This is a genomic window from Streptomyces sp. NPDC048257 (assembly GCF_043201855.1).
Lineage (GTDB): Bacteria > Actinomycetota > Actinomycetes > Streptomycetales > Streptomycetaceae > Streptomyces.
The window spans coordinates 84,487-109,004 of sequence record NZ_JBICZI010000003.1 but is presented as its reverse complement, the minus strand read 5'-3'; the positions used below and the strand labels follow the sequence as shown (position 1 = coordinate 109,004).

The 24,518-nt window shown below is 71.3% G+C and carries 24 protein-coding genes; 11 read left to right on the top strand and 13 right to left on the bottom strand.

From position 1 onward, the window contains the following. Window positions 1-51: 51 nt before the first annotated feature. Both ACGFZK_RS07950 and ACGFZK_RS07945 read left to right on the top strand, forming a co-directional pair. A complete protein-coding gene (locus ACGFZK_RS07950) occupies window positions 52-1,356 on the top strand; it encodes a PP2C family protein-serine/threonine phosphatase (protein WP_393847997.1) in 1,305 nt (434 codons plus the stop codon). Beyond that, window positions 1,356-2,036, top strand: a complete 681-nt coding sequence (locus tag ACGFZK_RS07945) for a M15 family metallopeptidase (RefSeq protein ID WP_393847996.1) — start codon at window positions 1,356-1,358, stop codon at window positions 2,034-2,036. Before ACGFZK_RS07950 ends, ACGFZK_RS07945 begins: the two co-directional genes overlap by 1 nt. Window positions 2,037-2,062: 26 nt before the next feature. Here the strand turns inward: ACGFZK_RS07945 and ACGFZK_RS07940 are convergent, their stop codons facing one another. Both ACGFZK_RS07940 and ACGFZK_RS07935 read right to left on the bottom strand, forming a co-directional pair. Next, window positions 2,063-3,289, bottom strand: a complete 1,227-nt coding sequence (locus ACGFZK_RS07940; RefSeq protein WP_393847995.1) for a cytochrome P450 — start codon at window positions 3,287-3,289, stop codon at window positions 2,063-2,065. 196 nt (window positions 3,290-3,485) lie between these two features. Further along, the gene (locus ACGFZK_RS07935) at window positions 3,486-4,718 is read right to left on the bottom strand and encodes an FAD-dependent oxidoreductase (protein WP_393847994.1); all 1,233 of its coding nucleotides are present in this window, start codon (window positions 4,716-4,718) and stop codon (window positions 3,486-3,488) included. A gap of 204 nt (window positions 4,719-4,922) precedes the next feature. On the opposite strand from ACGFZK_RS07935, the gene ACGFZK_RS07930 reads away from it, so the two are divergent. Continuing rightward, complete coding sequence (locus ACGFZK_RS07930) at window positions 4,923-5,267, top strand: hypothetical protein (RefSeq protein ID WP_393847993.1); 345 nt, start codon at window positions 4,923-4,925, stop codon at window positions 5,265-5,267. A gap of 117 nt (window positions 5,268-5,384) precedes the next feature. Here the strand turns inward: ACGFZK_RS07930 and ACGFZK_RS07925 are convergent, their stop codons facing one another. From ACGFZK_RS07925 to ACGFZK_RS07910, 4 genes are all read right to left on the bottom strand, one after another. Further along, window positions 5,385-5,900, bottom strand: coding sequence for a hypothetical protein (locus ACGFZK_RS07925; RefSeq protein ID WP_393847992.1), 516 nt, complete (start codon window positions 5,898-5,900; stop codon window positions 5,385-5,387). A 140-nt stretch (window positions 5,901-6,040) separates the two neighbouring features. Next, window positions 6,041-6,217, bottom strand: a complete 177-nt coding sequence (locus tag ACGFZK_RS07920; RefSeq protein WP_393848483.1) for a ketopantoate reductase C-terminal domain-containing protein — start codon at window positions 6,215-6,217, stop codon at window positions 6,041-6,043. Window positions 6,218-6,275: 58 nt separating this feature from the next. Next, entirely contained in the window at window positions 6,276-7,217 is a 942-nt protein-coding gene (locus tag ACGFZK_RS07915; protein WP_393847991.1) for a DMT family transporter, read from the bottom strand. 71 nt (window positions 7,218-7,288) lie between these two features. Further along, window positions 7,289-8,026, bottom strand: coding sequence for an ArsR/SmtB family transcription factor (locus ACGFZK_RS07910; protein WP_393847990.1), 738 nt, complete (start codon window positions 8,024-8,026; stop codon window positions 7,289-7,291). A 186-nt stretch (window positions 8,027-8,212) separates the two neighbouring features. On the opposite strand from ACGFZK_RS07910, the gene ACGFZK_RS07905 reads away from it, so the two are divergent. Next, window positions 8,213-9,052, top strand: a complete 840-nt coding sequence (locus ACGFZK_RS07905) for a class I SAM-dependent methyltransferase (RefSeq protein ID WP_393847989.1) — start codon at window positions 8,213-8,215, stop codon at window positions 9,050-9,052. A gap of 87 nt (window positions 9,053-9,139) precedes the next feature. Then, the gene (locus tag ACGFZK_RS07900; RefSeq protein WP_393847988.1) at window positions 9,140-9,448 is read left to right on the top strand and encodes a hypothetical protein; all 309 of its coding nucleotides are present in this window, start codon (window positions 9,140-9,142) and stop codon (window positions 9,446-9,448) included. 4 nt (window positions 9,449-9,452) lie between these two features. Here ACGFZK_RS07900 and ACGFZK_RS07895 read toward each other — a convergent pair whose 3' ends face one another. From ACGFZK_RS07895 to ACGFZK_RS07885, 3 genes are all read right to left on the bottom strand, one after another. Further along, entirely contained in the window at window positions 9,453-10,358 is a 906-nt protein-coding gene (locus tag ACGFZK_RS07895; RefSeq protein ID WP_393847987.1) for an oxygenase MpaB family protein, read from the bottom strand. 98 nt (window positions 10,359-10,456) lie between these two features. After that, window positions 10,457-10,684 (bottom strand): hypothetical protein, encoded by a 228-nt coding sequence (locus ACGFZK_RS07890; protein ID WP_393847986.1) that lies wholly within the window; start codon window positions 10,682-10,684, stop codon window positions 10,457-10,459. Between the two features lie 209 nt (window positions 10,685-10,893). Next, on the bottom strand, window positions 10,894-11,253 hold the full coding sequence (locus tag ACGFZK_RS07885; protein ID WP_393847985.1) for a PRC-barrel domain-containing protein: 360 nt from the start codon (window positions 11,251-11,253) through the stop codon (window positions 10,894-10,896). Window positions 11,254-11,408: 155 nt separating this feature from the next. Between ACGFZK_RS07885 and ACGFZK_RS07880 the strand changes: the two genes are divergently transcribed. Beyond that, the gene (locus ACGFZK_RS07880) at window positions 11,409-11,816 is read left to right on the top strand and encodes a hypothetical protein (protein WP_393847984.1); all 408 of its coding nucleotides are present in this window, start codon (window positions 11,409-11,411) and stop codon (window positions 11,814-11,816) included. 45 nt (window positions 11,817-11,861) lie between these two features. On the opposite strand, the gene ACGFZK_RS07875 is transcribed toward ACGFZK_RS07880, so the two are convergent. Next, complete coding sequence (locus tag ACGFZK_RS07875; RefSeq protein ID WP_393847983.1) at window positions 11,862-12,047, bottom strand: hypothetical protein; 186 nt, start codon at window positions 12,045-12,047, stop codon at window positions 11,862-11,864. Window positions 12,048-12,208: 161 nt separating this feature from the next. On the opposite strand from ACGFZK_RS07875, the gene ACGFZK_RS07870 reads away from it, so the two are divergent. Together ACGFZK_RS07870 and ACGFZK_RS07865 are read left to right on the top strand one after the other, a co-directional pair. After that, window positions 12,209-13,408 carry an aromatic acid exporter family protein gene (locus ACGFZK_RS07870; RefSeq protein ID WP_393847982.1) on the top strand — a complete coding sequence of 400 codons (1,200 nt, stop codon included), beginning with the start codon at window positions 12,209-12,211 and terminating at the stop codon, window positions 13,406-13,408. Between the two features lie 44 nt (window positions 13,409-13,452). Beyond that, window positions 13,453-13,839 carry a VOC family protein gene (locus ACGFZK_RS07865; protein ID WP_393847981.1) on the top strand — a complete coding sequence of 129 codons (387 nt, stop codon included), beginning with the start codon at window positions 13,453-13,455 and terminating at the stop codon, window positions 13,837-13,839. A gap of 280 nt (window positions 13,840-14,119) precedes the next feature. On the opposite strand, the gene ACGFZK_RS07860 is transcribed toward ACGFZK_RS07865, so the two are convergent. The 3 genes from ACGFZK_RS07860 to ACGFZK_RS07850 all read right to left on the bottom strand — a co-directional run bounded on the left by ACGFZK_RS07860 (window position 14,120) and on the right by ACGFZK_RS07850 (window position 20,654). Continuing rightward, complete coding sequence (locus ACGFZK_RS07860) at window positions 14,120-15,007, bottom strand: hypothetical protein (protein ID WP_393847980.1); 888 nt, start codon at window positions 15,005-15,007, stop codon at window positions 14,120-14,122. 30 nt (window positions 15,008-15,037) lie between these two features. Continuing rightward, complete coding sequence (locus ACGFZK_RS07855; protein ID WP_393847979.1) at window positions 15,038-17,017, bottom strand: hypothetical protein; 1,980 nt, start codon at window positions 17,015-17,017, stop codon at window positions 15,038-15,040. Window positions 17,018-17,360: 343 nt separating this feature from the next. Continuing rightward, on the bottom strand, window positions 17,361-20,654 hold the full coding sequence (locus tag ACGFZK_RS07850) for a hypothetical protein (protein WP_393847978.1): 3,294 nt from the start codon (window positions 20,652-20,654) through the stop codon (window positions 17,361-17,363). A 522-nt stretch (window positions 20,655-21,176) separates the two neighbouring features. Here ACGFZK_RS07850 and ACGFZK_RS07845 point away from each other — a divergent pair. The 3 genes from ACGFZK_RS07845 (at window position 21,177) to ACGFZK_RS07835 (ending at window position 24,510) form a co-directional block, all read left to right on the top strand. Continuing rightward, on the top strand, window positions 21,177-21,689 hold the full coding sequence (locus ACGFZK_RS07845) for a hypothetical protein (RefSeq protein WP_393847977.1): 513 nt from the start codon (window positions 21,177-21,179) through the stop codon (window positions 21,687-21,689). Window positions 21,690-21,810: 121 nt separating this feature from the next. Then, the gene (locus tag ACGFZK_RS07840; RefSeq protein WP_393847976.1) at window positions 21,811-22,962 is read left to right on the top strand and encodes a trypsin-like serine protease; all 1,152 of its coding nucleotides are present in this window, start codon (window positions 21,811-21,813) and stop codon (window positions 22,960-22,962) included. 12 nt (window positions 22,963-22,974) lie between these two features. Continuing rightward, window positions 22,975-24,510: an FG-GAP-like repeat-containing protein gene (locus tag ACGFZK_RS07835; protein WP_393847975.1), complete on the top strand. Its 1,536-nt coding sequence runs from the start codon at window positions 22,975-22,977 to the stop codon at window positions 24,508-24,510. Window positions 24,511-24,518 lie beyond the last annotated feature (8 nt).

The window sequence follows — 24,518 nt, the reverse complement described above, 5'->3', positions numbered from 1 at the left end:
CTGTACTCCTGCTGGAATGGCTGCTTCGGAAGTCCGGGGCGAGGAGGTCTGTTGCCGCAGCGTGACGGGGAGCCCGACGGGCCCGGCGGTGGGCGGGACGGGCTGTGGAAGCGTGTCCGGGCGGCCGAGGCCGCCGTCGGGCAGATCGGTACGGCCCTCGACGCGGCGACCACCTGCGAGGAGCTGGCCGGTTTCCTGTTCCGGAACGTGTGCGACGCGGTCGCCGTGGACCTCGTCGCCGAGGACGGCGGCTCCCTCCGCGTGGCGACCGCGGGCGCCGTCCGGCTGCTGACCGCGGGGACCGCAGCGTCGCCCTCGGTACGGGCGACGGACGGTGGACATCGGCTCTCCGAGTGGGCGACCGTCGCCGACGGCGTTCCGGTCCACGTCCTCTCGGTCCCCCTGCCGGACCGGGACCGGGACCGGGCTCACGGCGTGCTGACCGTCGTACGGGCCCGGGCGGGCTTCAGCGACCACGAGGCGGCGACGATCCACTTCTCGGCCCGGCTGGCCGCCGTGCACCTGGGGCACGCGCGGCAGCTGGCCGCCACGGAGGACACGGTCTCGCACCTCCAGCGGGCCCTCGTGGCGGAACCGGGCCGGCCGCACCCCAATCTGGAGATGGCCGGCCGCTATCTGCCGGCCGGGCCCCGGGCGCTGGTGGGAGGCGACTGGTTCGAGACCATCCGCCTCCACTACGGCCGCACCCTGCTCGTGGTCGGCGACGTGATGGGCCACGGGCTCGACGCGGCCGTGGACATGAACGCGTACCGCTCCACCCTGCGGGACGTCGCGTCCACGGACCTCGCCCCGCACCGGGTGCTGCGCCGGCTCGACGCCCTGGCAGCCGGCGACCCGGCCCGCAGGCCGGCGACCTGCCTGCTCGTACGGGTCGACCCCGCGCGCGGTGTCGCGATGTTCGCCAGCGCCGGCCACCTGCCGCCCGCGGTGTTCGGGGCCGACGGCTCGGCCGCGCTGGTCGACGTGCCGGTCGGCCCACCGCTGGGCACCGGCGTCGGCGGCTACGAAGCCGTTACGCGTGCCATCACCCCGCAGGAGACCCTGCTCATGTTCACCGACGGGCTGGTGGAACGGCGCGGCGAGGACATCGACGTCTCACTGGCCAGGCTGGCGGGGGTGCGGCTGCCGGTGGGGGCGGGGGTGACCGCGGTGGTGGACGCCGTGGTGGAGGGCCTCGACGCCGACCACGCGGAGGACGACGTGGCCGTACTCGCCGCCCGGGCCCGCCCCCGCCCGCCCGCGGACCCCGAAGCCGCCCCGGGCAGCGACCCGGCAGTGACCGGGCATGCGGACTCCGGCATGCCCGGAGGGCCGGGCGAACCTACGGTGGAGTAGTGAGCCATCGCCTCGCCTGCGTCGCCCTGGCCGGCACCCTGTGTGCGACCGCGCTGTCCTGCACGGCGGCGAAGTCCGGGTCGCGCTTCCAGGTCGGGCCCGAGCCCGCGGCGAAGTCGCTCTCCGCGCAGGTCACGGCCGTTCCCCGGGAGAAGCTGGGCGCCACCTACCATGCCGGGTGTCCCGTCCCGCCGGAGCGGCTGAGGCTCGTACGGATGAACCACTGGGGCTTCGACGGCAAGGTGCACCGTGGTGAGCTGGTGGTCCACGAGGACGTGGTGGACCCCGTACTGCAGGTCTTCGGCAAGGCCTTCGCCGCACGCTTCCCGATCCGCCGTATGCGGGTGACGGCCGCGTACGGCGGCAGCGACATCGCGGCCATGGCCGACGACAACACCTCCGCCTTCAACTGCCGGCAGGTCACCGGGGACCCGGACCGGCTGTCCCGGCACGCCTGGGGCGACGCCATCGACATCAACCCGGTGGAGAACCCGTACGTCGACGTCCAGGGCACCAGCCGTCCCCCGAACGGACGCACCCATCTCGACCGGAGCCGTGTCACCCCCGGAATGATCACCCCCGACGGCGTCCTGATCAGGGCGTTCCGGGAGGCCGGCTGGTACTGGGGTGGACGCTGGAGCCCCCCGGACTACCAGCACTTCTCCGCGGGGGGCGGCTGAACCCGCCCCGGCGGCCGGCTCCGGCTTCAGCCGCCCGGGCTGAAGGTCACCGGGAGGCTCTCGGGACCGCGCAGCCCGCCGGGGCGCCAGCGGATCCCGTCGTCCGGCTGCGCGGCGAGCGCGAGCCCGGGCAGCCGGCGCAGGGCCGTACCGATGGCGATCTGACCCTCCAGCCGGGCCAGCGGAGCCCCCAGGCAGTAGTGGATGCCGTGGCCGAAGGCGAGGTGGGCGTTGTCCGGCCGGGTGAGGTCCAGGCGGTCGGGGTCGGGGAAGCGCGCCGGGTCGCGGTCGGCGAGTGCCGCGCCGATCAGTACGGTCGCGCCGCGCGGGACGGTCACACCCGCGATCTCGACGTCCTCGCGAGCGAACCGCGCGATGCCGGGGCTGACGGGGCCGTCGTAGCGGAGGAACTCCTCGATCGCGCCCGGCAGCAGCTCGGAGTCGGAACGCAGCAGCTCGAGCTGGTCGGGGTGGGCGAGCAGCATGGCGATGCCGCCACCGATCAGGTTGACCGTCGTGATGTAGCCCGCGACCAGCAGCAGGAACACCATGGCGATCAACTCGTCCTCGCTCAGCTGCTGTTCCTCGTCACGGGCGGTGATGAGGCCGCTGAGCAGGTCCTCGCCGGGGTGGGCCCGTTTGGCGTGGATGAGCCCGGTCACGTACGCGCGCATGTGCTGCCACGCCTCGTTCACGACGGCGGGATCCGGCGCCTCCGCGCCCCGCCTGATCATCCGGTCGGCCCAGTGCTGGAAGTCGTGGCGGTCGTCGACCGGAACCCCGAGCAGTTCGCTGATCACCGTGACCGGGAGCGGCAGCGCGAAGTCCGCCACGAGATCGGCGCGGCCGGCCGGGACGACCGCATCCAGCAGCTGGTCGGTGAGGGCCTGGATGCGCGGCCGCATCCCGGCCACCCGGCGGGCGGTGAACGCCTTGGAGACCAGGCGGCGCAGGCGGGTGTGGTCGGGCGGGTCGCTGCGGAGCATGTTGCTCAGCATCGACTCGCGTTCCGTTTCGGGCAGTTGCCGCAGGAGCCGGGTGTCCGAGGCGTCGCGTACGTCGCTGCTCAGGCGGGAGTCGGACAGCGCCGCGAGCCCGTCTTCGTACCGGGTGACGAGCCAGGCGTCCAGGCCGCCCGCGATGACGACGCGGCGCACGGGGCCGTCCTCGCGCAGTTGCCGGTACAGGGGGAAGGGGTCCGCGACGAAGGCCGGATCGGCGTAGGGCAGAAGGGCCGGCTGCTGCTCACTCATGGTGCCTCCCGGAGCACGTCGTCGAAGCAGGTCGTCGAAGCGCGTCATCGATCCGCATCGTCCTTGCTGTGGAGAGTGAGGCTATATGTCCACACCTTCCGATCCGTCGCTTTCCGGCCATGCCTGCCGTTTCGTACAGCAGGGCGGGGCGGGGCGGGGCAAGGCGGGGCAGGGCAGGGCAGGGCCAGAGGTCAGGTCAGCGGAGCGATTCCCTGGGCGGCCGCTCGCGCAGGGCCCCGTAGGCGAGGAAGTACGCCGGCAGCCGGTTCAGCCAGCGCGAGTCGGTGAGGAGCTCGGTCAGCCGCTTGGCCCGCCGGGGATCGCCGAACGCGACGCGGCCGGCCAGCAGCGGCTCGATGACCTGGGTGTGGGCGAGGCGCTGGAGGCCCTGGGTCGCCACGGTCGTGGGCAGGCGGCGGCGCTGTACACGGCGTACGTCCCGGAGGCCCACGGTGCCCGTGCGCAACGGGCCCACGAGGTGACGGGCCGCGGCCACCGCGTCCTGCACGGCGAGGTTGATGCCGATGCCGAAGACCGGAGACATGGCGTGGGCGGCGTCGCCGATGCACAGCAGCCCCGGGCGGTGCCAGCGGCGCAACCGGTCGAGCCGTACGTCGAGGAGCTTGACCTCGTCCCATGAGGTGACGGCGTGCGCCCGGTCGGCCAGCCAGGGGACGGCTTCGGTGAACTGGGCCATGAAGCGCTCGAGCCCCTCGGCGCGGCGCTCGGCATCGGTTCCCTTGGGGATGAGCCCCGCGCACTGCCAGTAGTCGCCGCGGTCGATGAGGGCGGTGAAGAACCGTTCCCCGAGGCCCCCCACGAGCCCGCTGGGGTCCTCCTCGCTGCGCGGCAGCCGGAACCACCAGGCGTCCATGGGGCACGCGAAGTCCTCCAGCCCCAGCTCGGGCAGGGCCCTGGCCAGCGAGCCCCGGCCGTCACAGGCCACGGTCAACGAGGCCCTGAGTTCGCCGGTGCCGCCGTCCGCGGTGCGGTACCGCACGCCCGTGACCCTGCCGCGCTCGATCAGGAAGGAGGTCGCCTCCGTGTTCATGCGCAGCCGGAAGGAGGGCTCCCGGCGCGCTTCGTCGGCGAGCAGGTCGAGCAGGTCCCACTGCGGCACCATCGCGATGTAGTTGTACTTCCCGTGCAGTGCGCCGATGTTCCCGACCGTGACGAGGGAGCGGTCCGGCCCGATGGGCAGCTGTACCGAGGTGACCCGTCGCTGTGGCAACCGGGCGAAGCGCTCGGCCAGGCCGATGTCGTCCAGCAGCGACAGGGTGGACGGGTGCACGGTGTCCCCGCGGAAGTCGCGCAGGAAGTCGCCGTGCTTCTCCAGTACGGTCACCTCCACCCCGGCCCGGGCCAGCAGCAGGGCCAGCACCATTCCGGCGGGCCCTGCGCCCACCACACAGCAGGTGGTTCGTTCCACGGCAACCACTTCCTTCACCGGCATCGGGTAAGCCCCCATGACGTATACCGCACGTACGGCGCCGGTGGCGGTCGGGGCGACGACGCGCCCGTCCCGAAAAGAGTGGATGTGGTGAAGAGTCCCCGAACATCGGGGCGTTGTCTCCCCTGCCCGCGCCCCGGCGAGGACGATGGGAGGCAAACGGTACGAACGAGGAGGATCCACATGAGGGCACGTCACTTACGCACCTTGTTGGTCGCCGGCGCCGTGGCGCTGGTCTCACTCACCTCCACCACCCCCGCGCAGGCCCTGCCCACGTGCCCCGGTAACGCCATCTGTCTGTGGCGGTACCAGGACGGGACGGGGGAGCTCTACGTCTGGCGTGGCGGCTACGTGGACCTCCCCAGCCGGTTCGTGGACCACGTGGGGTCGTTCCGGGCCAACCGGAGCGGGGCGTTCATCGACTGGGCGAAGGGCAAGGACTGCCGGCCGGTCCGTACCGGCGACTACGCCAGCAACTACAGCGGCCGCTTCGGCTCGAAGATCGACGCGGTGGGAGACAACTGCTGACCCCTGCCGACCGCCGCGATCCGACGGCGCGGGCCGGCACACCTGGTCAGATCGAACCCCGACGGGGCTGCGGACAGCCGCAGGACGTGAGCCCTGGTCGCCCGTAGCGGCTGGGGCTCAGTAACGCAGGGCCGTACCGGTCTGCGCCGTCACCGTGCCGGACAGTTTGTGGGTGCTGCGGGCCGTCCCCTGGCCCGTGCCCTTCCCGGCGACGTCCGTGACCGTCACGACCACGGTGTCGACGAGACTGCCGCCCTCGTCCTTGAACTCCACCTGCACCGCGAAGGACTTGGTCGCGTCGTCGGTGTTCTGCACGGTCACGGGGACCGTCGTGTACCCGTCGGTGCCGGTCGCCACCGTGCCCAAGGACACCTGGCCCTTGGCATCGACCCCGCCCTTCACCTCGGCGAGCTTGTCCTTCGCGACGGCAGCCGCGGACTCGGCGGCCCGCGCGGCCTCGGCCGCGGCCGACGAGACCGCTTCGCCGGCCGATTTCACCGCCGACGCGGCGCTCGACACGGCCCCGGACGGATCGCCGTCGCCGCCGCCCGAGCAGCCCGCGGCGCCGAGCGCCACCACCGACAGCGCCACCGCACCTGCCGCACCACGCATCCACGCGACCGCCGTCACCATGCCTCCACGGGTATCTGCCGGACCTGCGACTCACCGGACCGTCCCAGTCAAAGGCCCGGCGGCCCGGATGCCCACTGGACCGGGCATCCGGGTGAGGCCGTACGGAGGGTCCGGCTCCGGCTCCGCGGGGGCGAGGCGCCTCAGCGGCCTCCGGTGGCCAGGCGGTGTTCGTGCATCCGCAGCTGCAGGGCCGCGAGGTCCAGCAGGGGAGTGGCCACGCCCAGCGCGCGGGCGCGCACGGTGAGGTCGGTCAGGACGTGGTCGGCCTCCGTCGGCGCCCCCGCGACGAGGTCCCGGTACAGGGACGGCGTGAGCAGAGGTGATGCGGGAGCGGAAACGACCGTGCGGGAGGGGCGCCGTTCGGTCAGGTCCGGGTCAGGTCCGACCGGCGCCGAGGGGACTGTCCTCGGCGGGAGTGCGCGGGGAGCGCGGTGCGTAGCGGGACACCGCCACCCCGGCCAGGCAGAGCGCCCCGCCGAGGAGCGTCAGCCATGCGGGTACCTCGCCCAGGAGACCCCAGCTGAGCAGTACGACGATGGCCGGGACGGCGTACGTCGTCGCACCCAGCTTGCCGGCGGGCATGCGGGCCAGGGCGTAGGTCCACGTGGTGAAGGCGAGGGCGGTCGGCACCACGCCCAGGTAGACCATGTTCAGGGTCGCGGACACCGGGGCCCCAGGGATCTCCGCGAGCAGCCGACCCGTGAAGGGGAGGCAGGCCACGGTCCCCGTGAGGCAGGCGAAGGCGGTGACCTGGAGGGGGGTGCCGTAGGAGAGTGCGGGCTTCTGGGCGATGACGCCGGTCGCGTAGGCCACGGCGGCGAGCAGGCAGAGGACGACCCCCAGCACCGAGGTCGAGCCGCCCTCGCCGGAGGACATCGACAGGCCCACGACCACGGCTCCGGCGAAGGAGACGGCCATGCCCACCAGGAGGCGCGGGGGCAGCGCCTCGCCGAGGAGGCGGGCCGCGAGGAGCGCCATGAGGATGGGCCCGATATTGACGAGCAGCGACGCCGTACCCGCGTCGACCAGTCGTTCACCCCAGTTCAGTGCGATCGTGTAGCCGCAGAACCACACCACACCGGACACCAGGATTCCGCGCCAGGCCTCGCGCGGTGGCAGGCCCTGCCGGCGTACCAGGAGCAGCACGGCGAGCACGAGGGAAGCGGCCAGCAGCCGGCCGAGGGCCAGGGCGCCGGGTGAGTACGCGGCCCCCGCGCTGCGGATGGAAACGAAGGCGGAGGCCCAGGCGAACACCGTGAAGGTGACGGCCCCGACCGTGAGGACGCCGGGCGGGATCGGACGAGAGCGGAACGTCATAAGCCCAGCCTACGACGCCAACATTTCGGTGTCGACCGAATTAACCACGGTGCGTTTCTCGAACCCAGGGCTCAGCTCCACGCCTCCGGCGTGATTCCCAGCAGGTCGTGGAAGGCCCGCTCCCCGGCATCGGTCACTTCCAGTCCCCGCCCGCCGCCCGCCGGACGCACCACCCACTTCTCGTCCGAGGCCCGCGCGCACAGGCGCGCCGCGGCGAGGCCGCCCAGGTGGCGACGGCGCTCGGTCCAGTCCAGGCAGGAACTCGCCAGCCGCCTGCGCCCTTCGCCGGCGAGGCTGATGCCGGCCTCCGCGCACCAGGCCCGGCCGGCGTCGGTCAGTTCGAACACGTCCTCCGTGCGCAGCAGCCCGCGCCGCTCCATCGCGTCGGTCACCGCCATGCCGAACCGCCCGGCGAAGTGGTCGTAACAGGTCCGGGCGCGGGCCAGCGGGTCCGGAGCGGAGACCACGGGCACGGCGTGCGCCGCGTCCCGGTCCGGAATCGCGTGCGAGGCGAGTGCGTCGAGCAGGCGGGCGGTCGCGGCGTCGGCGATGCGCACGTAACTGTGGCGCCCCTGCCGTTCGGTCGCGCAGATGCCCGCCTCGAGCAGTCGGGTGAGGTGGCCGCTGATGGTGGAGGGCGCCACCGAGGTGATGCGGGCCAGCTCGCCCGCGGTCCAGGCGCGCCCTTCCAGCAGCGTCATGCAGATCGCGGCCCGCGTCTCGTCGGCGAGCGCGGCGGCGAAGGCGGCCAGCAGGGCCCCGGGGGCCGGCCCGCACGTGGGCGCCGGCCCGGGATGCGTCTCGTTCATACGTCCAGGATGCCCCATGATTTCGGTAAACAGCGAACCATTCGCACGGGCTGAGGTGTGAAGGGCTGCGGGCTTCCGCCTCGACGATCGGGGTCGGGCGGGGGCGGGTCCTCTGTCGCGACCGGGGGTCCACCGGCCACACTGAGGACTTCGGGGTACAAACCCCCGTCACGAGGAGGTGGTGGGGTGTCGTCGTCGGGTGACCCCACGGAGCAGTCCGCTCCGGTCGTGCGGCCCGAGGTGTGGGAGACGTACGGGCCGGCCGATCTCAGCGCCGTTCCGGTGTTCGCCGGAGGGTTCATCAACTTCGGCTACTGGAAGGCGGTCGATCTCGAACGGCCTCTGTCGCAGGGCGACCGGATCCGCAGCGAGCAGGACCTCTACCGGCACGTCCTCGACGCGGCGGCCCCCGGGGGCGGCCGGGCCGTCGAGGTCGGCTGCGGTCTCGGCCTCGGGTGCGCCCTCGCGCTGGAGGAGTACGGGCCTTCGGTCATCACGGGGGTCGACATCCACCCCCAGCAGCTCCAGCGGGCCCGTGAAGCCAACTCCTCGCTCCTCGAAGCGCAGCCCGCCCGGCTGCGCTTCGTGCTCGGGGCCGCGGAGGACCTGCCGCTCGGCGACGCGGAATTCGACTGCCTCTACAGCGTGGAGGCGGCCCAGCACTTCCCGGACCTGCCCGCGTTCGCGCGGGAGGCGGCGAGGGTCCTGCGCCCCGGCGGCCTGGTGGCGGTCACCAGCTTCTTCACGGTCGGCGGCGCGCTCGAGCCCGCGGAACGCCTCGCGGGGCTGCTCGACTCGTTCGCCAGCGGCCTGGACATCGCCCGCCCCGTGTCGCGGCTCGAGGAGGCCCTCGCGGAAGCCGGTTTCGCCGACGTCCGGGTCGCCTCGATCGGCCCGCAGGTCTGGCCGGGCTGGGACCGCTGGCTCTCCCGCCTCTGGGCACCGGGCACCTGGCCCCGGAACTTCCTGGCCGCTTGGGAACAGCAGATCCTGGACTACTACGTCGTGACAGCCACCCGCCCCTGAGGGCCGGCCCGTACGGGCTGCACGCTCGCCCCGGCCCCGCTCGTGACGGGCAGGTCGCATGTCAGTGGCTCCGCCTATTCTTCCGGCATGTCAGTGAACATCGATCTTGCTTTCACCGTCACCAGGGTCGCCGACGAGCCGCAGGCCTGGCAGATCGTCCGCGCCCTGCAACAACTGATGGACGAGGAGGACATAGCCGACCAGGTCACCATCGGGGTGGCCGTGGACGACGACGGCTCGTCCTTCGTCTCCGGGGACTCCGACTTCCCGCTCGGCATCTCCCGCTTCTACCTCTGGCAACCGCACTTCGAGGGACTCTTCGCGTCGACGGTCGCCGACGTCGCGCCCGCGGCCAAGCCGGAGATCCGTTGGGGCTACCCCGACGAGGAGTACTGAGAGGTCACCCCCGGCCGGGCGGGAGCGAGCGCGGGGGCGGTGGGGGAGCAGGGGGCAGTGCCCAGCGGATCGCCCGGGTCACGGCGTGGCCGCCGGCGCGAGCGGCAAGGGGCGGAAGCCGGGCGGCCGCGGGCGCGTCGGCGGCCACGGCGGTCCTCGCCCAGGGCGGTAGCAGATCCACCGCTGCCGCCGCCAGCAGCGCGTACGGAAGCCGGGCGGCCCCCGGCAGCGGCGGATCGGTCAGCAGAAACCGGGCGGTGTCCCGGGAAGCCGCCGTCGGCCGCAGATCGGGCCGGTACCGCGCCATCCGCAGGGCCAGCTCGTGTCCGCTCTCCGGCGGCCGGTCCGCGCCCAGGGCGCGGGCCACGCGCGCCGTGTCGGCGAGGTACGCATCGCAGCCCGCGGAGTCCAACGGGCGCCTTCCGTACCGCTGATGGGCCCGCAGGAAGCAGTCCGCCTCGGCGATGTGCACCCAGGTCAGCAGCTCCGGGTCGTCGGCCCGGTACGGTACGCCGTCGGCCGTCCGGCCCCGGATACGCGCGTGCACCTCCCGTACGCGGGCCACGGCCGCCTCGGCGTCGTCGCTCGTGCCGAAGGTGGTGACCGCCAGGAAGGTACTGGTCCGGTGCAGGCGCCCCCAGGGGTCGCCCCGGTAACCCGAGTGCGCCGCCACGGCGGCCATCGCGACGGGATGCAGGGATTGCAGCAGCAGGGCGGCCAGCCCGCCGACGAACATCGACGCGTCCCCGTGCACCCGCCGCACCGGCCGGTCCGGCGCGAACCACCGTGGCCCCGGGGTCGTGTGGATCCGCGCCCTGTTCTCCCGCCCGTCCGGCCCGGCGACGCGCAGGAAGACCGCCTCGCCGGCCTGCCGTCTGATCCGCTGGACGGTGGCCCTCGCCCTTGCCATGCGCCCAGTATGAGCCGTGCTCGTACCGGTGCTCCAGGCCCTGGAACGCAGAGGTCCGTGCGGGGCGCGGGCCCCGCATGCCCGAAGTGCCAGGGCGTTCAGATGATGTGGATGCGCTCCAGGGCGCCGGAGGTGTCGCGGATCATCAAATCGTTGCCCTTGGCGCGCTCCTGCTCGATGAATCCGAGGAGGAGCACCGCCCGGTTGATCACGTCGGACTTGCTGACGCCGCTCGCGGCCGTCAGCTCGGAGACGACGGTGACGGCCGGCGGGCACAGGGTCACGGAGTACCGCTCGCTGTCGGGGTGAGGGGGAAGCTGATCCATGGCGAATGCCCTTCCTGTGGTCGAGAGGTGCACCATGGTTGCATCACTCGCGCGCGCTGTCGCACCAATTATGCGCACCACGATCGACGAAGAAGAGGAAGGGCCTTTGGGCAGGCGCATGGGGGCGACGGCTTCAGCCGCGCGCTCGCCGGGCCGCTGTCACGGCCCGGCGCCTCCGGTGACCGGCGAGGGGTCTCTCCGGCCCCCGATCACCGCCAGCGGGGCGGGACGAAGCCGTAGTAGCCGCCGAGCAACTGCCGGTAGTCGACGTCCTGCAGGTGCTGGTCCCGTACGAACTCGGGGGCGTCCTTGACCTGTTCCCTGGTCAGCGCGACATGGATCCTCTCGTCCTCCACATCGATGGCGGTGACGGTGCCCGCCGGGAGGAGGACCTCCTTGCCGAAGATCCACGGGCCGGTGTCCACGACCAGATAGGCGGATCCGGCCTCGTCGGAGTGCTTGTCGACCTTTCCGATGCTGCCGTCGGTCGCCTCCACCTTGTAGCCGGACAGGTCCACATCCTCAAGGCGGCCAACGGTGATGTGGTAATCCCAGACGTTCTCAGACATGGGTGAAACAGCTCCCTTCGTCGATCCGTGCTCCGTCATCGCGCGCCTGCCCCGCGGCGTCGCGGCTACACGCCCGCGCCGCCCCGATCCGGGCTGACGCCCCGTGAAGGGGAGCCGGGGCAGGGCCTGGTGGGGGCGCGGGCTACGCTCCGCAGATGGAACGCGCAGAGGTACTCAAGCGAGTGATCGGCATCCTCACCGACGCCCAGGACATCCGCCGGGCTGCCGAAGCCGGAGAGAACGGCGAGGGAGAGAACGGGGAGAACGGCGGGGCCGGGGAGGAAGGCGCCGGCCCGGAGCCGACCGCCGGTGTGGCCACGCTGCTCCTGAACGAAATGCTGCCGTCGATCAGGGTGCCGGCCGACGCCTCCCCCCAGCAGGTGGCATCCCTCGTCGCGGAGGCCCTCGGCCCCGCCCTGCACACGATGGTCTCCGGTTTCAGCCTGGCGTTCACCAGCCTCGCGATGGTGCACGACAGCGGGCGGACCGACATGTCCTCGCTCGCCGTCCTCCAGGAGCTCGCCCTGGAGATCGAGGCAGGGACCTACGACGAGGGCCCGTAGGGCCTCGTCGTAGGTCCCTGCCCCGGAACCTACGGCCGGAGGTCGTTACTCCGAGTCGTCGTCGCCCGTACGGGTCATCTTTCGCTCCTGCAGCCGCCTCAGTTCCTCCGGCGTCTTGCCGGCGACAGGCTTGCTGGCCTCGGGGTGTACGGGATCCGGACCGGGGTCCTTCTGCACCTGCTCCTCACGACCCTTTCCGGGCTTCTGACGCTTGCTCTCCATACCGCTCATGGCTGCCGCTCCCTCGCAGATCTCATGGACAGGGAATCCGGACACCCTCCGCCTACCCGCGAACGGCCCGGTCACCCTGCTCGTACGACCCATCCTGAAGTGATCGGACCCGGGCGGCCACGCGATGCGTCATCCGGCTCAGCAGCGGGAAGGCGCCCGGCATGCCGGAAACGATCACCAGCCTCGCCACCCGTGTCGCACGCCGCCGCCGCGAGCCGGTCGCCGTCCAGGCCCTGCGGTCCACCGCCGCGGCCGTCATCAGCTACGTCGTCGCGCTGCGCCTGAGCAGCGAGCCGAATCCCCTGACCGCGCCACTGACCGCCCTGCTCGTCGTCCAGGTCACCCTGTACTCCACGCTGACCACCAGCATCCGCCGGGTGAACTCCGTGGTCGTCGGAGTGCTGATCGCGATCGGCTTCAGCGCGCTGGTGGGGCTGACCTGGTGGAGCCTCGGCCTGTTGATCCTGGCGTCCCTGGTCGTCGGCCACCTCGTACGCGTGGACGAGTTCGTGCCCGAAGTCGCGATCAGCGCCATGCTCGTCCTCGGCGTCACCCAGGTCACGGACACGGCCTGGGACCGGGTGCTGGAGACGATCATCGGAGCGGTGGTCGGACTGCTGGTCAACCTCCTCCTGGCGCCACCGCTCTGGGTCGGCCCGGCGGGCGCCGCGATCACCGACCTCGCCCAGCGCATGAGCCGGCTGCTCGACCACCTCGGCGAGGAACCCTCCGCAACGGGCAGGGTCGAACAGGCCGCGGCCCGGCTGCACGAGGCACGCCGCCTCGACAACGACATCGCCCAGGTCGACGCAGCCCTCCGGCAGGCCGAGGACAGTCTCCGGCTCAATCCGCGGGTCAAGGAGGGCCTGCTCTTCCGGCTGGTGCTGCGCACCGGCCTGGACACCCTGGAGATCTGCGCGGTGGTCCTCCGGGTCGCCTGCCGGACCCTGACCGACCTGGCCAGGGCCCGCCCCGACGGCCCGCTCTTCGACCCGGGGGCCGCGGACGCGCTCCGGCAGGTGCTGCGGCACACGGCCATCGCCGTGGAAAGCTTCGCCCAGCTCATCACCGCGCAGGTCAGCGCCAACGCGGAAGAGGCGGAGGCCCGCCTGACCGGTGAGCTGGCCGTGGCCCGCGCCCACCGCGACCGGCTCGCGGACCTGCTGCAGGCCTCCGCCCGCGAGGACCCGGCGCACTGGCAGCTGTGGGGCGCGCTGCTCACCGAGATCGACCGGGTCCTCGACGAACTGGGCGTGGACAAGCGGTCCCAGCGCCTGCTGGAAGAACTCGACCAGCACACCCGCACACGGCGCACGGGCCGGCTGGGCCGACTGCGCCGGCGTCGGCAGGACCGTGCCTGACCGCGTACGGCCGCGTACGACCGCGCATGAGGAAAGGCTGAAGAATGGTGCACGTACTGGGCAGCAGAGTTCTGCTGCGCCCCACGGACCCCGAACGCTCGCGAGCCTTCTACGGAGACACCCTGGGCCTCGCCGTCTACCGCGAGTTCGGCACCGGCCCCGAGCGCGGCACGGTGTACTTCCTCGGCGGAGGCTTCCTCGAACTCTCGGGGCGAGCGGAGGCGCCGCCGGCGCCGGGCCTGCGGCTGTGGCTCCAGGTCGCGGACGTACAGGCGGCGTACGAGGAACTGCGCGGCCGGGACGCCGAGGTACTGCGGCCTCCCCAGCGCGAACCCTGGGGCCTGATCGAGATGTGGATCGCCGACCCCGACGGCGTACGCATCGTCGTGGTGGAGGTCCCGCCGGACCACCCCCTGCGCTTCCGCCCCTGATTCCGCGCCTAAGGGCTGTCCCGTAGTCCCCGGCGGGCGCACGACGCATGCGGGGGAGCCGCGTGGCCGGACTCCTCCGCAAGCGCCCAGCCGTTCTTGCGTTCCAGCGGAGCTGTCAGGCGCCGCCGCTCCCCTGGTAGGGCCTGCCCAGGGGTAGCCGACTGCGGAGGCGGAGCACCCTCGGCCGCCCGCTGCCGCACCGGACCGGCGCCGAGGGGAAGACGGCGGGCCGAGGTGCGCGTCCGTGCGGCAGCGGGAGCCGCTCAGTGCGGAGGTTGACTCACTGGATCAGGTCGGTGTGAGGATGGTCCGGCGATTCCGGGCAGACGTAGAGCTGCAGGCGGTTGCCCCGGGAAACCTGAACCTTGGGCGGGTTCGCCACACGGGCGTCGTCGAGGGAGGCGAGGGCTTGATCCTCGTACGGGACCCAACCCGTGTTGCTGCTGTCCCATTCGTTCGAGGCGATGGTCAGCAGGGGGACCATCCTGGTGCCACAGCCGGTGCAGAACCGGGCAATGGGATCGGTGAGACCCCACCGGGGCCAGCCGCCGACCTTCCAGCCCGGGGCGACGGACAGCTCGCTCCCGTAGAACGAATCCGGGTAGGGGGCCCACGAGCTGTCCACAGCGGATCCGGCTGCCTGCCAGTTGCTCCAGTCCCCCAGCTGCTGTTGCAGCTCCTTGCTCACATCCATGGGGTTGGGGTACTCGGTGATCTGCTCCGGCGCAAGCACGCACGGCTCCGGCCTGTAGCCGTCGTACTCCTCCTCGATCGGCTCGGGCGGCTCGGCGAGGATGTCGCTGACTTCGGCAGCAGAGCGCCAGAACAGCGCGGTCGGAGGCTTGTACTCCGGCTCGTGCTCGAAGGGACACCACAGGACCTGGAGCAGATCGGCCTGGCCGGGCGGTCGCAGCAGGGGTATGTCGCGCACGTACAGCTGCGCCACGGGCAGCATGGCGTTCGGGCCCTCCTCCAGCCACCCGTGCGGCTCTTCGCAGTGGGGCCACGGCTCGTCGGCGGGCCACAGCAGCGGCCCGCCGACGGAGCTGTCGTGCGGTGTCGGAGACCCGGGGCGGGGATGCAGCCGGATCGCCGGACGTGCCAGCGGGGCCAGTTGAGGAAAGACCGCGGTGACGTCGACCGGCCGCGGCGGGGTGGTACGGCTCATTCCGGCTCCCGAAGGCGCGAATCAGGTGGGTTAGTTGCCGAGGTTCAGCAGCCCGGTGTTCTTCTGCGTGTTGGTGATGTAGACGTCGGGGAACAGCGGCGCTGACGTTCCGTCCGACCGTTCGACCCTAGCGCTCATCGTGACCCCCTGCGGAATCGTGCTGTCGCTGTTCCGGTAGTCCGGCGTCACCTGGTAGAAGATCGCGTCGTTCGGCCCGAGGATGCCGCCGTCCTTCACCTCCCTCACCGCCTTTTGAGCCGCGGCCTCGTAGGTCCGCATGCTGGGCGTTCCGGTGTTCGTCCCCGACTGCCAGCAGGGGAAGAGATTGTCCGGTCCGCCGTCGTTCTTGCCACCCTTGCCGCCGAGGACGTTGGGTATCAGATGACACCGGGCGAGCCCGGCTGTGGTCGAGTTGGCTTGGCGGAACAGGTCGGCGTCCGCCCAGCCGGTGATGTCCCCCTCCGCCTCGCTACCCTTTGGCGGCACGGTACCGAGGCACGCCTGCGCCTGGGCCGCCCGAGTACCCGGCGGACCCGGTGGGGTGGTTTTGATGTTGACGTGGGGGACCGCTTCGGTGGTGTTCTTGATCCACCCATTGCCGGATGTGACCGATCCGGCGGGAGCGCGCTGACGGCAGACGGCCTGCGGCTCGGCGATCGAACCGGATATCTCGACCTTGAACTGGTCGTCTTCCACCACTCGCTGGTTCGCGAAGCCTTCGGCGAGCTGGGCCTCAGCAGCCTGCTTGTCCGCGAGCGGGACATGAGCACGCGCGCAAGGGCTGCTCGTGCCGCCGTCCAGCACATCGACGACCCAGCCCCCGCGGGTGCTGTGACGGGGGAGGATCTCGGCGCACTGAGCGCCGTCGGTTCCTCCTTCACGGGTGACCGCGAAGGGGAACTCTCCGCAGTTGTCGGTCGAAACGAGGTCCGTTCGGGCCTGGAAGGTTCCGCAGGTCCGGGCCGTCCGGCCGGCTATGTCGCCCCGTGCCCGGGTCAGCGGCTTGGCGCGTCCCCAGCCGTCGGGGAGGTTGCTCTGGGCCCACAGGTAGCCGGCCGCCGCGGCCCCCGCGCCCGCCGGGGTCGGCTGGTCGCTCATCCTGACGACCGGCATGATGCTGGGCACGACGCAGCCGGGGTCGGCCGTGCCGGTGGTGGCCGCATCCCGTACGTCGTCGTCGCAGCGGATCTTCTCGGGGTTGCTCCAGGAGGCGCTCGGGTCCGTGATCTGGGCGCCGGGAGACGTCACGAACAACTCGTACGACGTCGCAAAGTCGACCTTCGTGCCGGGAGCCGGGGTGGATTCGTAGACCACGTCGCCGGAGAGGACCTGGTCCTTGACTATGGTCTTGTTCGTCCACCGGGGAGACTTGGTGACCTTGCAACCGGCCGAGCACGCAGGCCTGAACCGCACACTCAGGGCCGTCACGGCCTGAGTCGCACCGGTCATGGTCACCCTGACGAGCTCGCTCCACGTCGTGCCCTTGGCGGGCAGCACGGCGCTGCTCGAAACGTCCAGTGTTCCGGTGCCGATCACCTTGTCGTTGCTGTCCTTGAGCGTGTACAGCACGGTCAGGCCGTGCACGCAGTAGGCAAAGCGGTTGTGGTACCACGTCCTGGGGGCTGCGAGTGCGCAGCTGCCCGAGTCGGCGGCGGCAGCGGGGGCTGCCGCCGGCGGCGCGGCGGCGAGGGACCTCGGCCCGGCCGGGGTCGCCGGGGTGGCGATCGTGGTGACGCAGCCCTTCACCGCTCCCGCCTTGCGCTCGCGGGAGCCGGCGGGCGTGGGCTCGCAGTTCTCCCCGGGAGTCACCGTGGCGGGTTGGGTCTTGCTGGGAGTGTGAACGCCGGTCAGACCGTTCGGGTCGGCGCTGCCTGCCTTACGGGCGGACGCCTGCGCCGTCGGCGCCTTGCCGGCGGCGCCCTGGCCGTCGGCGGCGGCGGTACCGGTCGCGGTGAGGCTGAAAGCGAGGAGGAGACCGGGAAGTATGCGTCTCCAGCGTGGTGAAATCATGTCTTCTCTCTGTAGGAGGTCGACCCGGGCGACATCTGGCCGAGTGTCCGATCGGTCGTGCTGAATCGCCTTCTGTCACCCAGGGCGAGAAATGCAATGGGGAGGTATCTCGGGGCAATGCGAGGCGGGTCGAAGGGGTCGTCGCGCCGAGGGATCCGGCTCCCGGAGCGGGTTCGGACACAGATCGCCGTCCAGGAGCCGGCCGGCGAGTCAAGCCCGCCGTGTCGGGTACCCCGACCAGCCGAAACGTTCCTTCGCCAGCCGGTTCGTCAGCCCCAACCTGTGACCGGAGACCGGAGGCGGAAGGTCAGCACGGCGGGGGGAGGAAGTGACGGTTCGGCTGTCAGGAGACGAGGTCGTAGAGCAATTTGGATGCGGCCCCGGCGGCCTTTTCCACGGTGCGGACGACCGGCTTGGCCACGGTGACGGCGGCACGTCCGCCGCCGCGGGTGAGCAGTCCCAGTGCTGCGCGGCCGGCGGACGATGCGAATTCGCCGCTGGTGAAGCCGTATTCGATGCCGGTGGCGATCGCGCTGACTCCGGCGGCGAGTACGGAGACGCCGAGGCAGACTGCGGCGATGCTGCCGAGAACGGGTGCTGCCGGGAAGAACACGCACGAGACGGCGAAACCTGCCGCGAGGAGTCCTGCGGCCGTGCTCACCTTGTCGGCGGTGTCAGCCCACCACTTGGCGTCGTTCCACCATTCGTCCTTGCCGGACTGGCTTCCCTTGGGGTTGACCGTGTCGTTGTGTGTCGTGTCGGAGGGGTTGCGGTTGGCGTCCCGGTCCTTCTGTGCCTGTTCGGCGGCCACGCGCGCGGCTTCGCGCACCTCGGCCGTCCGCTTGTCCGCGGCGATCTGGCGTGCTTCGGCGGCGGCGGTGGCAGCGGTCTTGGCGTCGCGGCCGGCGGCGAGCTCGGACTGGTGGGCGTTGGCGGCGGAGGCCTGGGCGTTGTAGGCGGAGGTCAGGGCGCTGCGGGCCGCGTCGACGGCGCGGTTGGCGGAGTGGTTGGCCGCGCGGGAGGCGCTCTGGGCGGTGGCGGCGGCGTCCTTGGCCTTGTTCGCCGAGGCCTGGGCATCAGCGGCTGACTTGTCCGCCGAGTCCGCGTGCTGGCGGGCCTTGGCCGCGAAGTCGTCGGCCAGTTTCGCCGAGTCCAGCGCCTTCTGCGCCCACTCCTGGGCCTTCTCGCCGGCGTCCCGGGCCAGTGCGGCGACCTCAGAGGCGAGTGCCGCCTCCTTCTGCGCCCCCTGGGCGAGCTTGGCCGCTGCGGCGATGGTCGCCTGCATGGCAGCTGCGTGGCTGAGGGAGTCGAAGTCGAGCTGGGCCGCTCGGTGCTGGACGGCTTCCACGAAATTCCGGCGCATCCACGCGGGGCCCGACATGGCGACCTCCGCGTAGGCCTTGGAGTACGCGTCGCCGCTGGCGATGACCTTCATGGTCCTGACGGCGTCGTCCTCTTCGACCGCCTTGGGCAGGTCCTCGTCGAAGAACTTCTGGAGGGCTTCGGGTGTGTTCGCGTTCAGCGCGTCGTTGGCGGCCTTGGTGACGGCATTGCCGGGCTTCTGGTGCAGGATCTTCAGGATGTTGACCCGGTTGTCCTGGGCGCGCGACTTGATCACGCCGGAGGTGTTGAAGTCGCCCACCGCGGGGGTGCCGCCGGTGAGGGCCTGGGCCGCCGCCTTCGCCACGGCCGGCTCGGCGACCTGTGCGATGAAGAGGGTGGTCTCGCGGTCGTCCTGGGCCTCGGCGAGCTGCCGGTCGAGGTCGATCCAGGAGTGGACGTCGTAGTCGGACCCGGCGAGTGCGAAGCGGGCGGCCTGACGGGTCCAGGTGCCGTGGGAGTCCAGCAGCACGACGGCTGCCTGACGGCCGAGGGTGGCGGCGACGGTGAGGTCGTCGTTGCCGAGGGCCTGCTCGGCCCTGGCGATCAGGTCCTTGGTGGCCTGGGCGGTCTGCTGCGCCTGGGTGCGCTTGTTCAGGGCGGCCGCACGCTCGCTCTTGTCCAGGAGGGCGAGTTGCGCGGCATCCTTCATGCCTTGCAGCTTGTCGGCCGCCAGCGCGGCCGCCTCGGCGGCGCGGGCGTTCTTCTCCACCGCGATGGCGTCCGCGATGGCCTGGGTCGCGTCGTTGGCGGCCTTGACCGCTTCGTTGGCGTAGGCGGTCGACTTGTTCGCGAAGTCGATGGCCTGGCCGGCGTACTTGACGGCCTCTTCCGCGGCGTCGGCGGCTTTCTCGGCATGCCCGGCCGCGGACTTGGCCGCGCTGTTGGCGGTGCGTGCGGCGCGTGCGGCGGTCGAGGCCAGCGCCTGGGCCGAGGAGGCCGCGTTGGTCGCCTGGTTGGCGGCGGAGGAGGCGATCTCGGCCTGGCGCTTGGCCTCGGCCGCCTCGCCCTGGGCGACACCGGAGGCCTCGGCCGCCTGGGAGGAGGCCCTGGCGGCGGCAGCCGCGTCACGCGCCGCGTCCGCAGCGGCCAGGCCGGCGTTCGCGGACTGCTCGGACGCGACAGCCGCATCATCGGCCGCCTTGGCCGCGGAGTAGGCCTTCGCGGCAGCGTCGCGCGCGGCGACAGCCGCGTTCTTCGCCTCGTTCGTCTTCGATGCGTCCTTCGACGCGGCGATCGCGGCGTTGTAGGCGCGCGTGGCGGCCGATCCGGCTGCGGCGGCAGCCTGGGAAGCGGCCGTCGCCGCCCAGGAAGCACGCTGCGACGCCTGGACCGCCGCGGACGAGGCACGAATCGCCGTACGGGCGGCGGACGCCGCGCCGCTCGCGGCGGTGGCGGCCTGGCGGGCGGCCTCGGCCGACCTGCGTACGTCGTCCTTGGCTGCGGCGGCTTCCGCCGCAGCCTTCTCAGCGGCTTCCTTGGCCTTGCCCGCGGCCGTCGTCGCACGCTCCGAGGCCTCGACGGCCAGATCCGTCTGCTCCCGTGCGCGCGCACTCTCGCGCTCGACGACGGCCACCAGCTGCGCGATGGTGGCGGACTCCTGGTCGCGGGCCCGCGCGATGTGCTGCCCGGTGTCGAGGTACCACTGCACGTCGTCCGCGGTCCCGCTCAAAGCCCGGTTCGCGTACTTCTTGAGCTCCGGGCCCGCCGTGGCGAGGCTGCGGACGATCTCCACCCGCATGTCCTCCAGCCGGGCGTTGAACTGGCCGGTGAGCAGGAACTGCTCCAGCGCCTGGTCCGTGCCGGCGCTCAGCGCGGCGTTGCCGTCACGCTTGACGCTCTTTCCGCTGTTGGCCATGACGCTGAGGGTCGAGACCCGCATGTCCTCGGTGACCGAGGAGCGGAAGCCGTCCTTGACGAACGTGGATATCGCCTCGTCACCACCGCTGAGGGCCGCGTTCACGTCCCTGCGGACGCTCTTGCCTCCGAAGCCCAGGTAGGTGAACGCGGCGACGCGGTTGTCGATCCGCGTGGCCTTCGGCAACTGCTCGGTGAGGAAGGTCCTGATCTCCTGGTCGGTACCGCCCAGTGCGTAGGCAGCCGCCTGCCTGACCGAACGGCCGCCCAGAATCCACGCCTTGACGACCTTGGCCCGGTCCGTGTCCGGCAGGCTCAGGGCGTCGCCGGCCGGAACGGCTGCTCCGGGGGCCGCCCGGACCGGGGTGGTGAGCAGCAGCGGGGTCGATGCAGCTGCCACGCCGGCCGCCATCGCGGTCGCGAACCGGCGCCGACTCCAAAATGTTTCCTGCACGGAAGAACCTCTCTGGTTCGTGATTCCTCGTCGAGGCCGAGGCTAAAACCCGCCCGAGATTCTTCATCGGACGGCGATGACTCGACCATATGCAGCACACACGGCCGGAACACACTCGAATAGAAGCCGACTGGCGCTGCGGCCGAAAGATGGCTGGATCTCGTCCACGGATTTTCGAAAAATCGGCACAACCATTCCGGAGGGTGGCGCAAGTCACGCCCACGGTGGCAGATATGTCCCGATGTGGGATATTTATTCCATTGGCTGGAGCGCGAATGTCTTGGTTTCATTCAGAAGATCGTCAGCCACTCGCCAGAACCGAGAAGCAATCTCGTTTCGAGTGCGCCGATCAGCCGCGCCCGGGGAAAATCGCATTCACACACGGGCTCTGAATTCAGGCTCAACGATTTCACTCGCAGCGCGCTTGCGTGCGCTCGCGAACCACCTGGATCGACACTAAGGACGAATATGAAGGCACGTAGCGCAATCCTGCGGATCGTCGGCGCAGCTCTGGCCGCCGGGGCTCTGACCTGGGTTGCTGTGGGCGGAGTGACCGGCGGAGCGGGCGCGGAGGGTCTCGCGACGAAGGCCATCGCCGATGAGGGCCCGGGCTACGCCATCGAGGACGGTGCCTACCCGAACGCCGACAAAATCCTCGCGGAGCAGAAGATCAAGCTCAAGAGCGGAGACGGCCACATTCTCCTCACCGAGTGCACGGGCGCACCCGAACAGATGGAGGTCTTCTCCCACAAGAACGAGAAGGTGTGCTTCCGCACAACCGGAAACAAGGGATACCTGAGCCTGGAGATTCCGTCGGTGTTCGGAATCAAGGGAAATGAATACGCCTCGCAGGTCAACATGACCACGGGCGCCGAGGAAAAGACCTTCAACGTCGACAAGAACGCCTGGACGGCAGTGGGCGAAACCGCGGACGAAAAGGGCCGCGATTTCATGCTTCTGGAAATCCGCACCAGCAAGTAGTACCCGGCAACGCGCCCGCACGGCGCCCTTCCTCACCACTTCCCTGGCCCCGTCGGCCGAAAGGCCGACCCGCAGCGTTCGCGATGCCATTCCCGCGCGCCCTGTCCTCGAAGGAACACACGTGTCTGCACTCCGTCCGCGCGCCGCGCGGATCTCCGGCCTGCTGGCCACCTCCGCCTTGCTGTCGACGGCCCTGATGACCGCTACCCCCGCCGTCGCGGTCTCGGGTCCGGAGGCTGCCGCCGGCTCGTACCCGTACGCCGTCCGGCTCACCATCGGCGACCAGGCCAACTTCCGCGCCTGCACCGGAACCCTGGTCGACCGCTTCTGGGTCCTGACCGCCGCCAGCTGCGTCGCCGCCACCCCGGGAACCACGGTCCCGGCCGGCAAGCCGGCCCTCAAGACCACCGCGACGCTCAGCGACGGCAAGGTGGTCGAGGTCACCGAAGTCGCGCCGCGCGCCGACCGTGACGCCGCCCTCGTACGACTGGCCGCTCCGGTCACCGGGATCACGCCTGCACCCCTCGCCGGCGCGGCCCCGGCCGTCGGCGGCGATCTGACTGCCGCCGGGTTCGGCCGTACGAAGACCGAGTGGGCGCCGGACAAGCTCCACACCGGCGCCTTCACCCTCGACTCCGCGACGTCCACCGCCCTTGCCGTCACCGGCAAGGGCACGGCCGTGATCTGCAAGGGCGACACCGGCGGCCCGCTCCTGAACGCCTCCGGCCAGATCGTCGCGGTGAACTCCCGCTCGTGGCAGGGCGGCTGCCTCGGCGCCCCCGCAGCCGAGGCCCGTACAGGCGCCATCTCCACCCGCGTCGACGGCCTCTCCGAATGGCTGCGGGAGGTGCGCCTGACGACCGCCTCGATCCAGAACGCACTGAGCAACCGCTGCGCGTACGTCGGCTGGCGGACCCCCGACAACGGGGCTCAGGCGCAGGTGGTCGATTGCGACCCGCAGTACGCAGACCAGCTCTGGAAGCTCGAGCCGGTCCAGGGGGGCTACCAGATCCGCAACCACAACAGCAACCGTTGCCTCGTGGTCTCGTGGCGCACGCCCGAGGACGGTGCGCCCGTCACGCAGTTCGACTGCCACCCGGAGTTCGCCGACCAGGTGTGGAAGCTGGAGCCGGTCGCCGGCGGCGGCTACTCCATCCGTAACTCGGTGACCGACAAGTGCATGTTCGTCTCGTGGCGCACGCCGGAGTGGGGCGCACCTCTGACCCAGATCGGCTGCGACTCACGGTACGCCGACCAGGTCTGGAAGGTCTGAAGGGTGCATCGCATGACTGAACTCCGTCCGCGCTCGGCGCGGATGACCGGGCTCGTGGCCACCGTTATCGCAGTCACCACAGGCCTCATCACCCCCGTCCATGCCCTCACCGGCCCAGAGGTCACCTCCGACCGACACGCCGCCGTCGTGAAACTGAACTTCGGCGACGAAACCTCCGGTCGGGCCTGCACCGGCACCCTCGTGGACGAGTGGTGGGTCGCCACCGCCGCCAGTTGCTTCGCCGCCGTCCCGGGCCAGCAGGTTCCCGCAGGGACGCCTGCTCTGGGGGCCACCGTCACCCTGGCCGGCGGCGAGACCCGCGAGGTCACCGAAATCGCCCCCCGCGCTGAGCGCGACGTGGTCCTGGCCCGTCTCGTACTGCCGGCCAGGGGCACGGCCACGGTCAAGGTCTCCGCCTCGGCCCCGGCCGCCGGTACGAGCCTCAACGCCGCCGGCTTCGGCCGGACGAAGGCCGAGTGGGTACCGGGCAAGGTCCATACCGGCACGTTCACCCTCGACTCCGCGGCCGCCACCACACTGGCGATCACCGGCAAGGGAACCGACGCCATCTGCAAGGGAGACACCGGCGGCCCCCTCCTCAACGCCGCGGGTGAACTCGTCGGCATCAACAGCCGATCCTGGCAGGGCGGCTGCCTGGGCGCCGATCCGGCCGAAACCCGCACGGGCGCCATCGCCGCCCGCACCGACGACCTCGCCCAGTGGATCGCCAAGACCACCGAACCGCGGCGTTCCGCCGCGGCGAACGAGGTCGGCGGCGCTGACCAGGTGCGGTGGGCCGACTGGGACGGTGACGGCAAGCCCGACTACATCAGCATCGCCGCGAACGGCAACGTCAGCGTCTGGCTGAACCGCGGCCCCAATGCCTGGGGTACCGCCCGCAAGGTCGCAAGCGGCACCACGACCGACCGTTCGCGCGTACGTCTCGCCGACTATGACGGCGACGGCAAGGCCGACTACTGGGTCATCAACCCCGACGGCTCCGTCAACGTCCACATCAACCGCGGAGGCGATGGCGGCGGGGGCTGGCAGAACCGTGGCCTCGTGGCGTCGGGCATCACCACCAATCAGGAACAGGTCCGTTTCGCCGACTGGGACGGTGACGGCCGGTCGGACTACATCACCATCCTCGACAACGGCAACGTCAGCGTCTGGCTGAACCGCGGCGACAACGCCTGGGTGGGCCTCGGCAAGGTCGCCTCCGGTACGACCACCGACCGCTCGCGGGTGCGCCTGACGGACTGGAACGGTGACGGCAAGGCCGACTACTGGGTGATCAACCCCAACGGCTCCGTCAACGTCCACGCCAATCTGGGCGGCGACGGACACGGTGGCTGGGACAACCTGGGCCAAGTCGCCTCAGGAGTCACCACCGAACACGGCCGCGTCCACTTCGCGGACTTCGACGGTGATACCCACGCCGACTTCCTCCTGCGAGGCAGTGGCACCAGCACCGCCTACAGCGCCTGGCTCGGCGACGGCAAGGTCAACGGATGGAACGGCCTCGGCCAGATCGCCAGCGGCGTCTGACCACACCA

What these genes read in the sequence shown, in the direction of transcription:
- ACGFZK_RS07915 (WP_393847991.1), bottom strand. Translation starts at nt 7,217, where the DNA reads ATGACGTTCCGCTCTCGTCCGATCCCGCCCGGCGTCCTCACGGTCGGG.
- ACGFZK_RS07870 (WP_393847982.1), top strand. Translation starts at nt 12,209, where the DNA reads ATGCCGGAAACGATCACCAGCCTCGCCACCCGTGTCGCACGCCGCCGC.
- ACGFZK_RS07885 (WP_393847985.1), bottom strand. Translation starts at nt 11,253, where the DNA reads ATGTCTGAGAACGTCTGGGATTACCACATCACCGTTGGCCGCCTTGAG.
- ACGFZK_RS07900 (WP_393847988.1), top strand. Translation starts at nt 9,140, where the DNA reads ATGTCAGTGAACATCGATCTTGCTTTCACCGTCACCAGGGTCGCCGAC.
- ACGFZK_RS07925 (WP_393847992.1), bottom strand. Translation starts at nt 5,900, where the DNA reads ATGGTGACGGCGGTCGCGTGGATGCGTGGTGCGGCAGGTGCGGTGGCG.
- ACGFZK_RS07940 (WP_393847995.1), bottom strand. Translation starts at nt 3,289, where the DNA reads ATGAGTGAGCAGCAGCCGGCCCTTCTGCCCTACGCCGATCCGGCCTTC.
- ACGFZK_RS07880 (WP_393847984.1), top strand. Translation starts at nt 11,409, where the DNA reads ATGGAACGCGCAGAGGTACTCAAGCGAGTGATCGGCATCCTCACCGAC.
- ACGFZK_RS07835 (WP_393847975.1), top strand. Translation starts at nt 22,975, where the DNA reads ATGACTGAACTCCGTCCGCGCTCGGCGCGGATGACCGGGCTCGTGGCC.
- ACGFZK_RS07895 (WP_393847987.1), bottom strand. Translation starts at nt 10,358, where the DNA reads ATGGCAAGGGCGAGGGCCACCGTCCAGCGGATCAGACGGCAGGCCGGC.
- ACGFZK_RS07845 (WP_393847977.1), top strand. Translation starts at nt 21,177, where the DNA reads ATGAAGGCACGTAGCGCAATCCTGCGGATCGTCGGCGCAGCTCTGGCC.
- ACGFZK_RS07865 (WP_393847981.1), top strand. Translation starts at nt 13,453, where the DNA reads ATGGTGCACGTACTGGGCAGCAGAGTTCTGCTGCGCCCCACGGACCCC.
- ACGFZK_RS07860 (WP_393847980.1), bottom strand. Translation starts at nt 15,007, where the DNA reads ATGAGCCGTACCACCCCGCCGCGGCCGGTCGACGTCACCGCGGTCTTT.
- ACGFZK_RS07890 (WP_393847986.1), bottom strand. Translation starts at nt 10,684, where the DNA reads ATGGATCAGCTTCCCCCTCACCCCGACAGCGAGCGGTACTCCGTGACC.
- ACGFZK_RS07930 (WP_393847993.1), top strand. Translation starts at nt 4,923, where the DNA reads ATGAGGGCACGTCACTTACGCACCTTGTTGGTCGCCGGCGCCGTGGCG.
- ACGFZK_RS07910 (WP_393847990.1), bottom strand. Translation starts at nt 8,026, where the DNA reads ATGAACGAGACGCATCCCGGGCCGGCGCCCACGTGCGGGCCGGCCCCC.
- ACGFZK_RS07875 (WP_393847983.1), bottom strand. Translation starts at nt 12,047, where the DNA reads ATGAGCGGTATGGAGAGCAAGCGTCAGAAGCCCGGAAAGGGTCGTGAG.
- ACGFZK_RS07855 (WP_393847979.1), bottom strand. Translation starts at nt 17,017, where the DNA reads ATGATTTCACCACGCTGGAGACGCATACTTCCCGGTCTCCTCCTCGCT.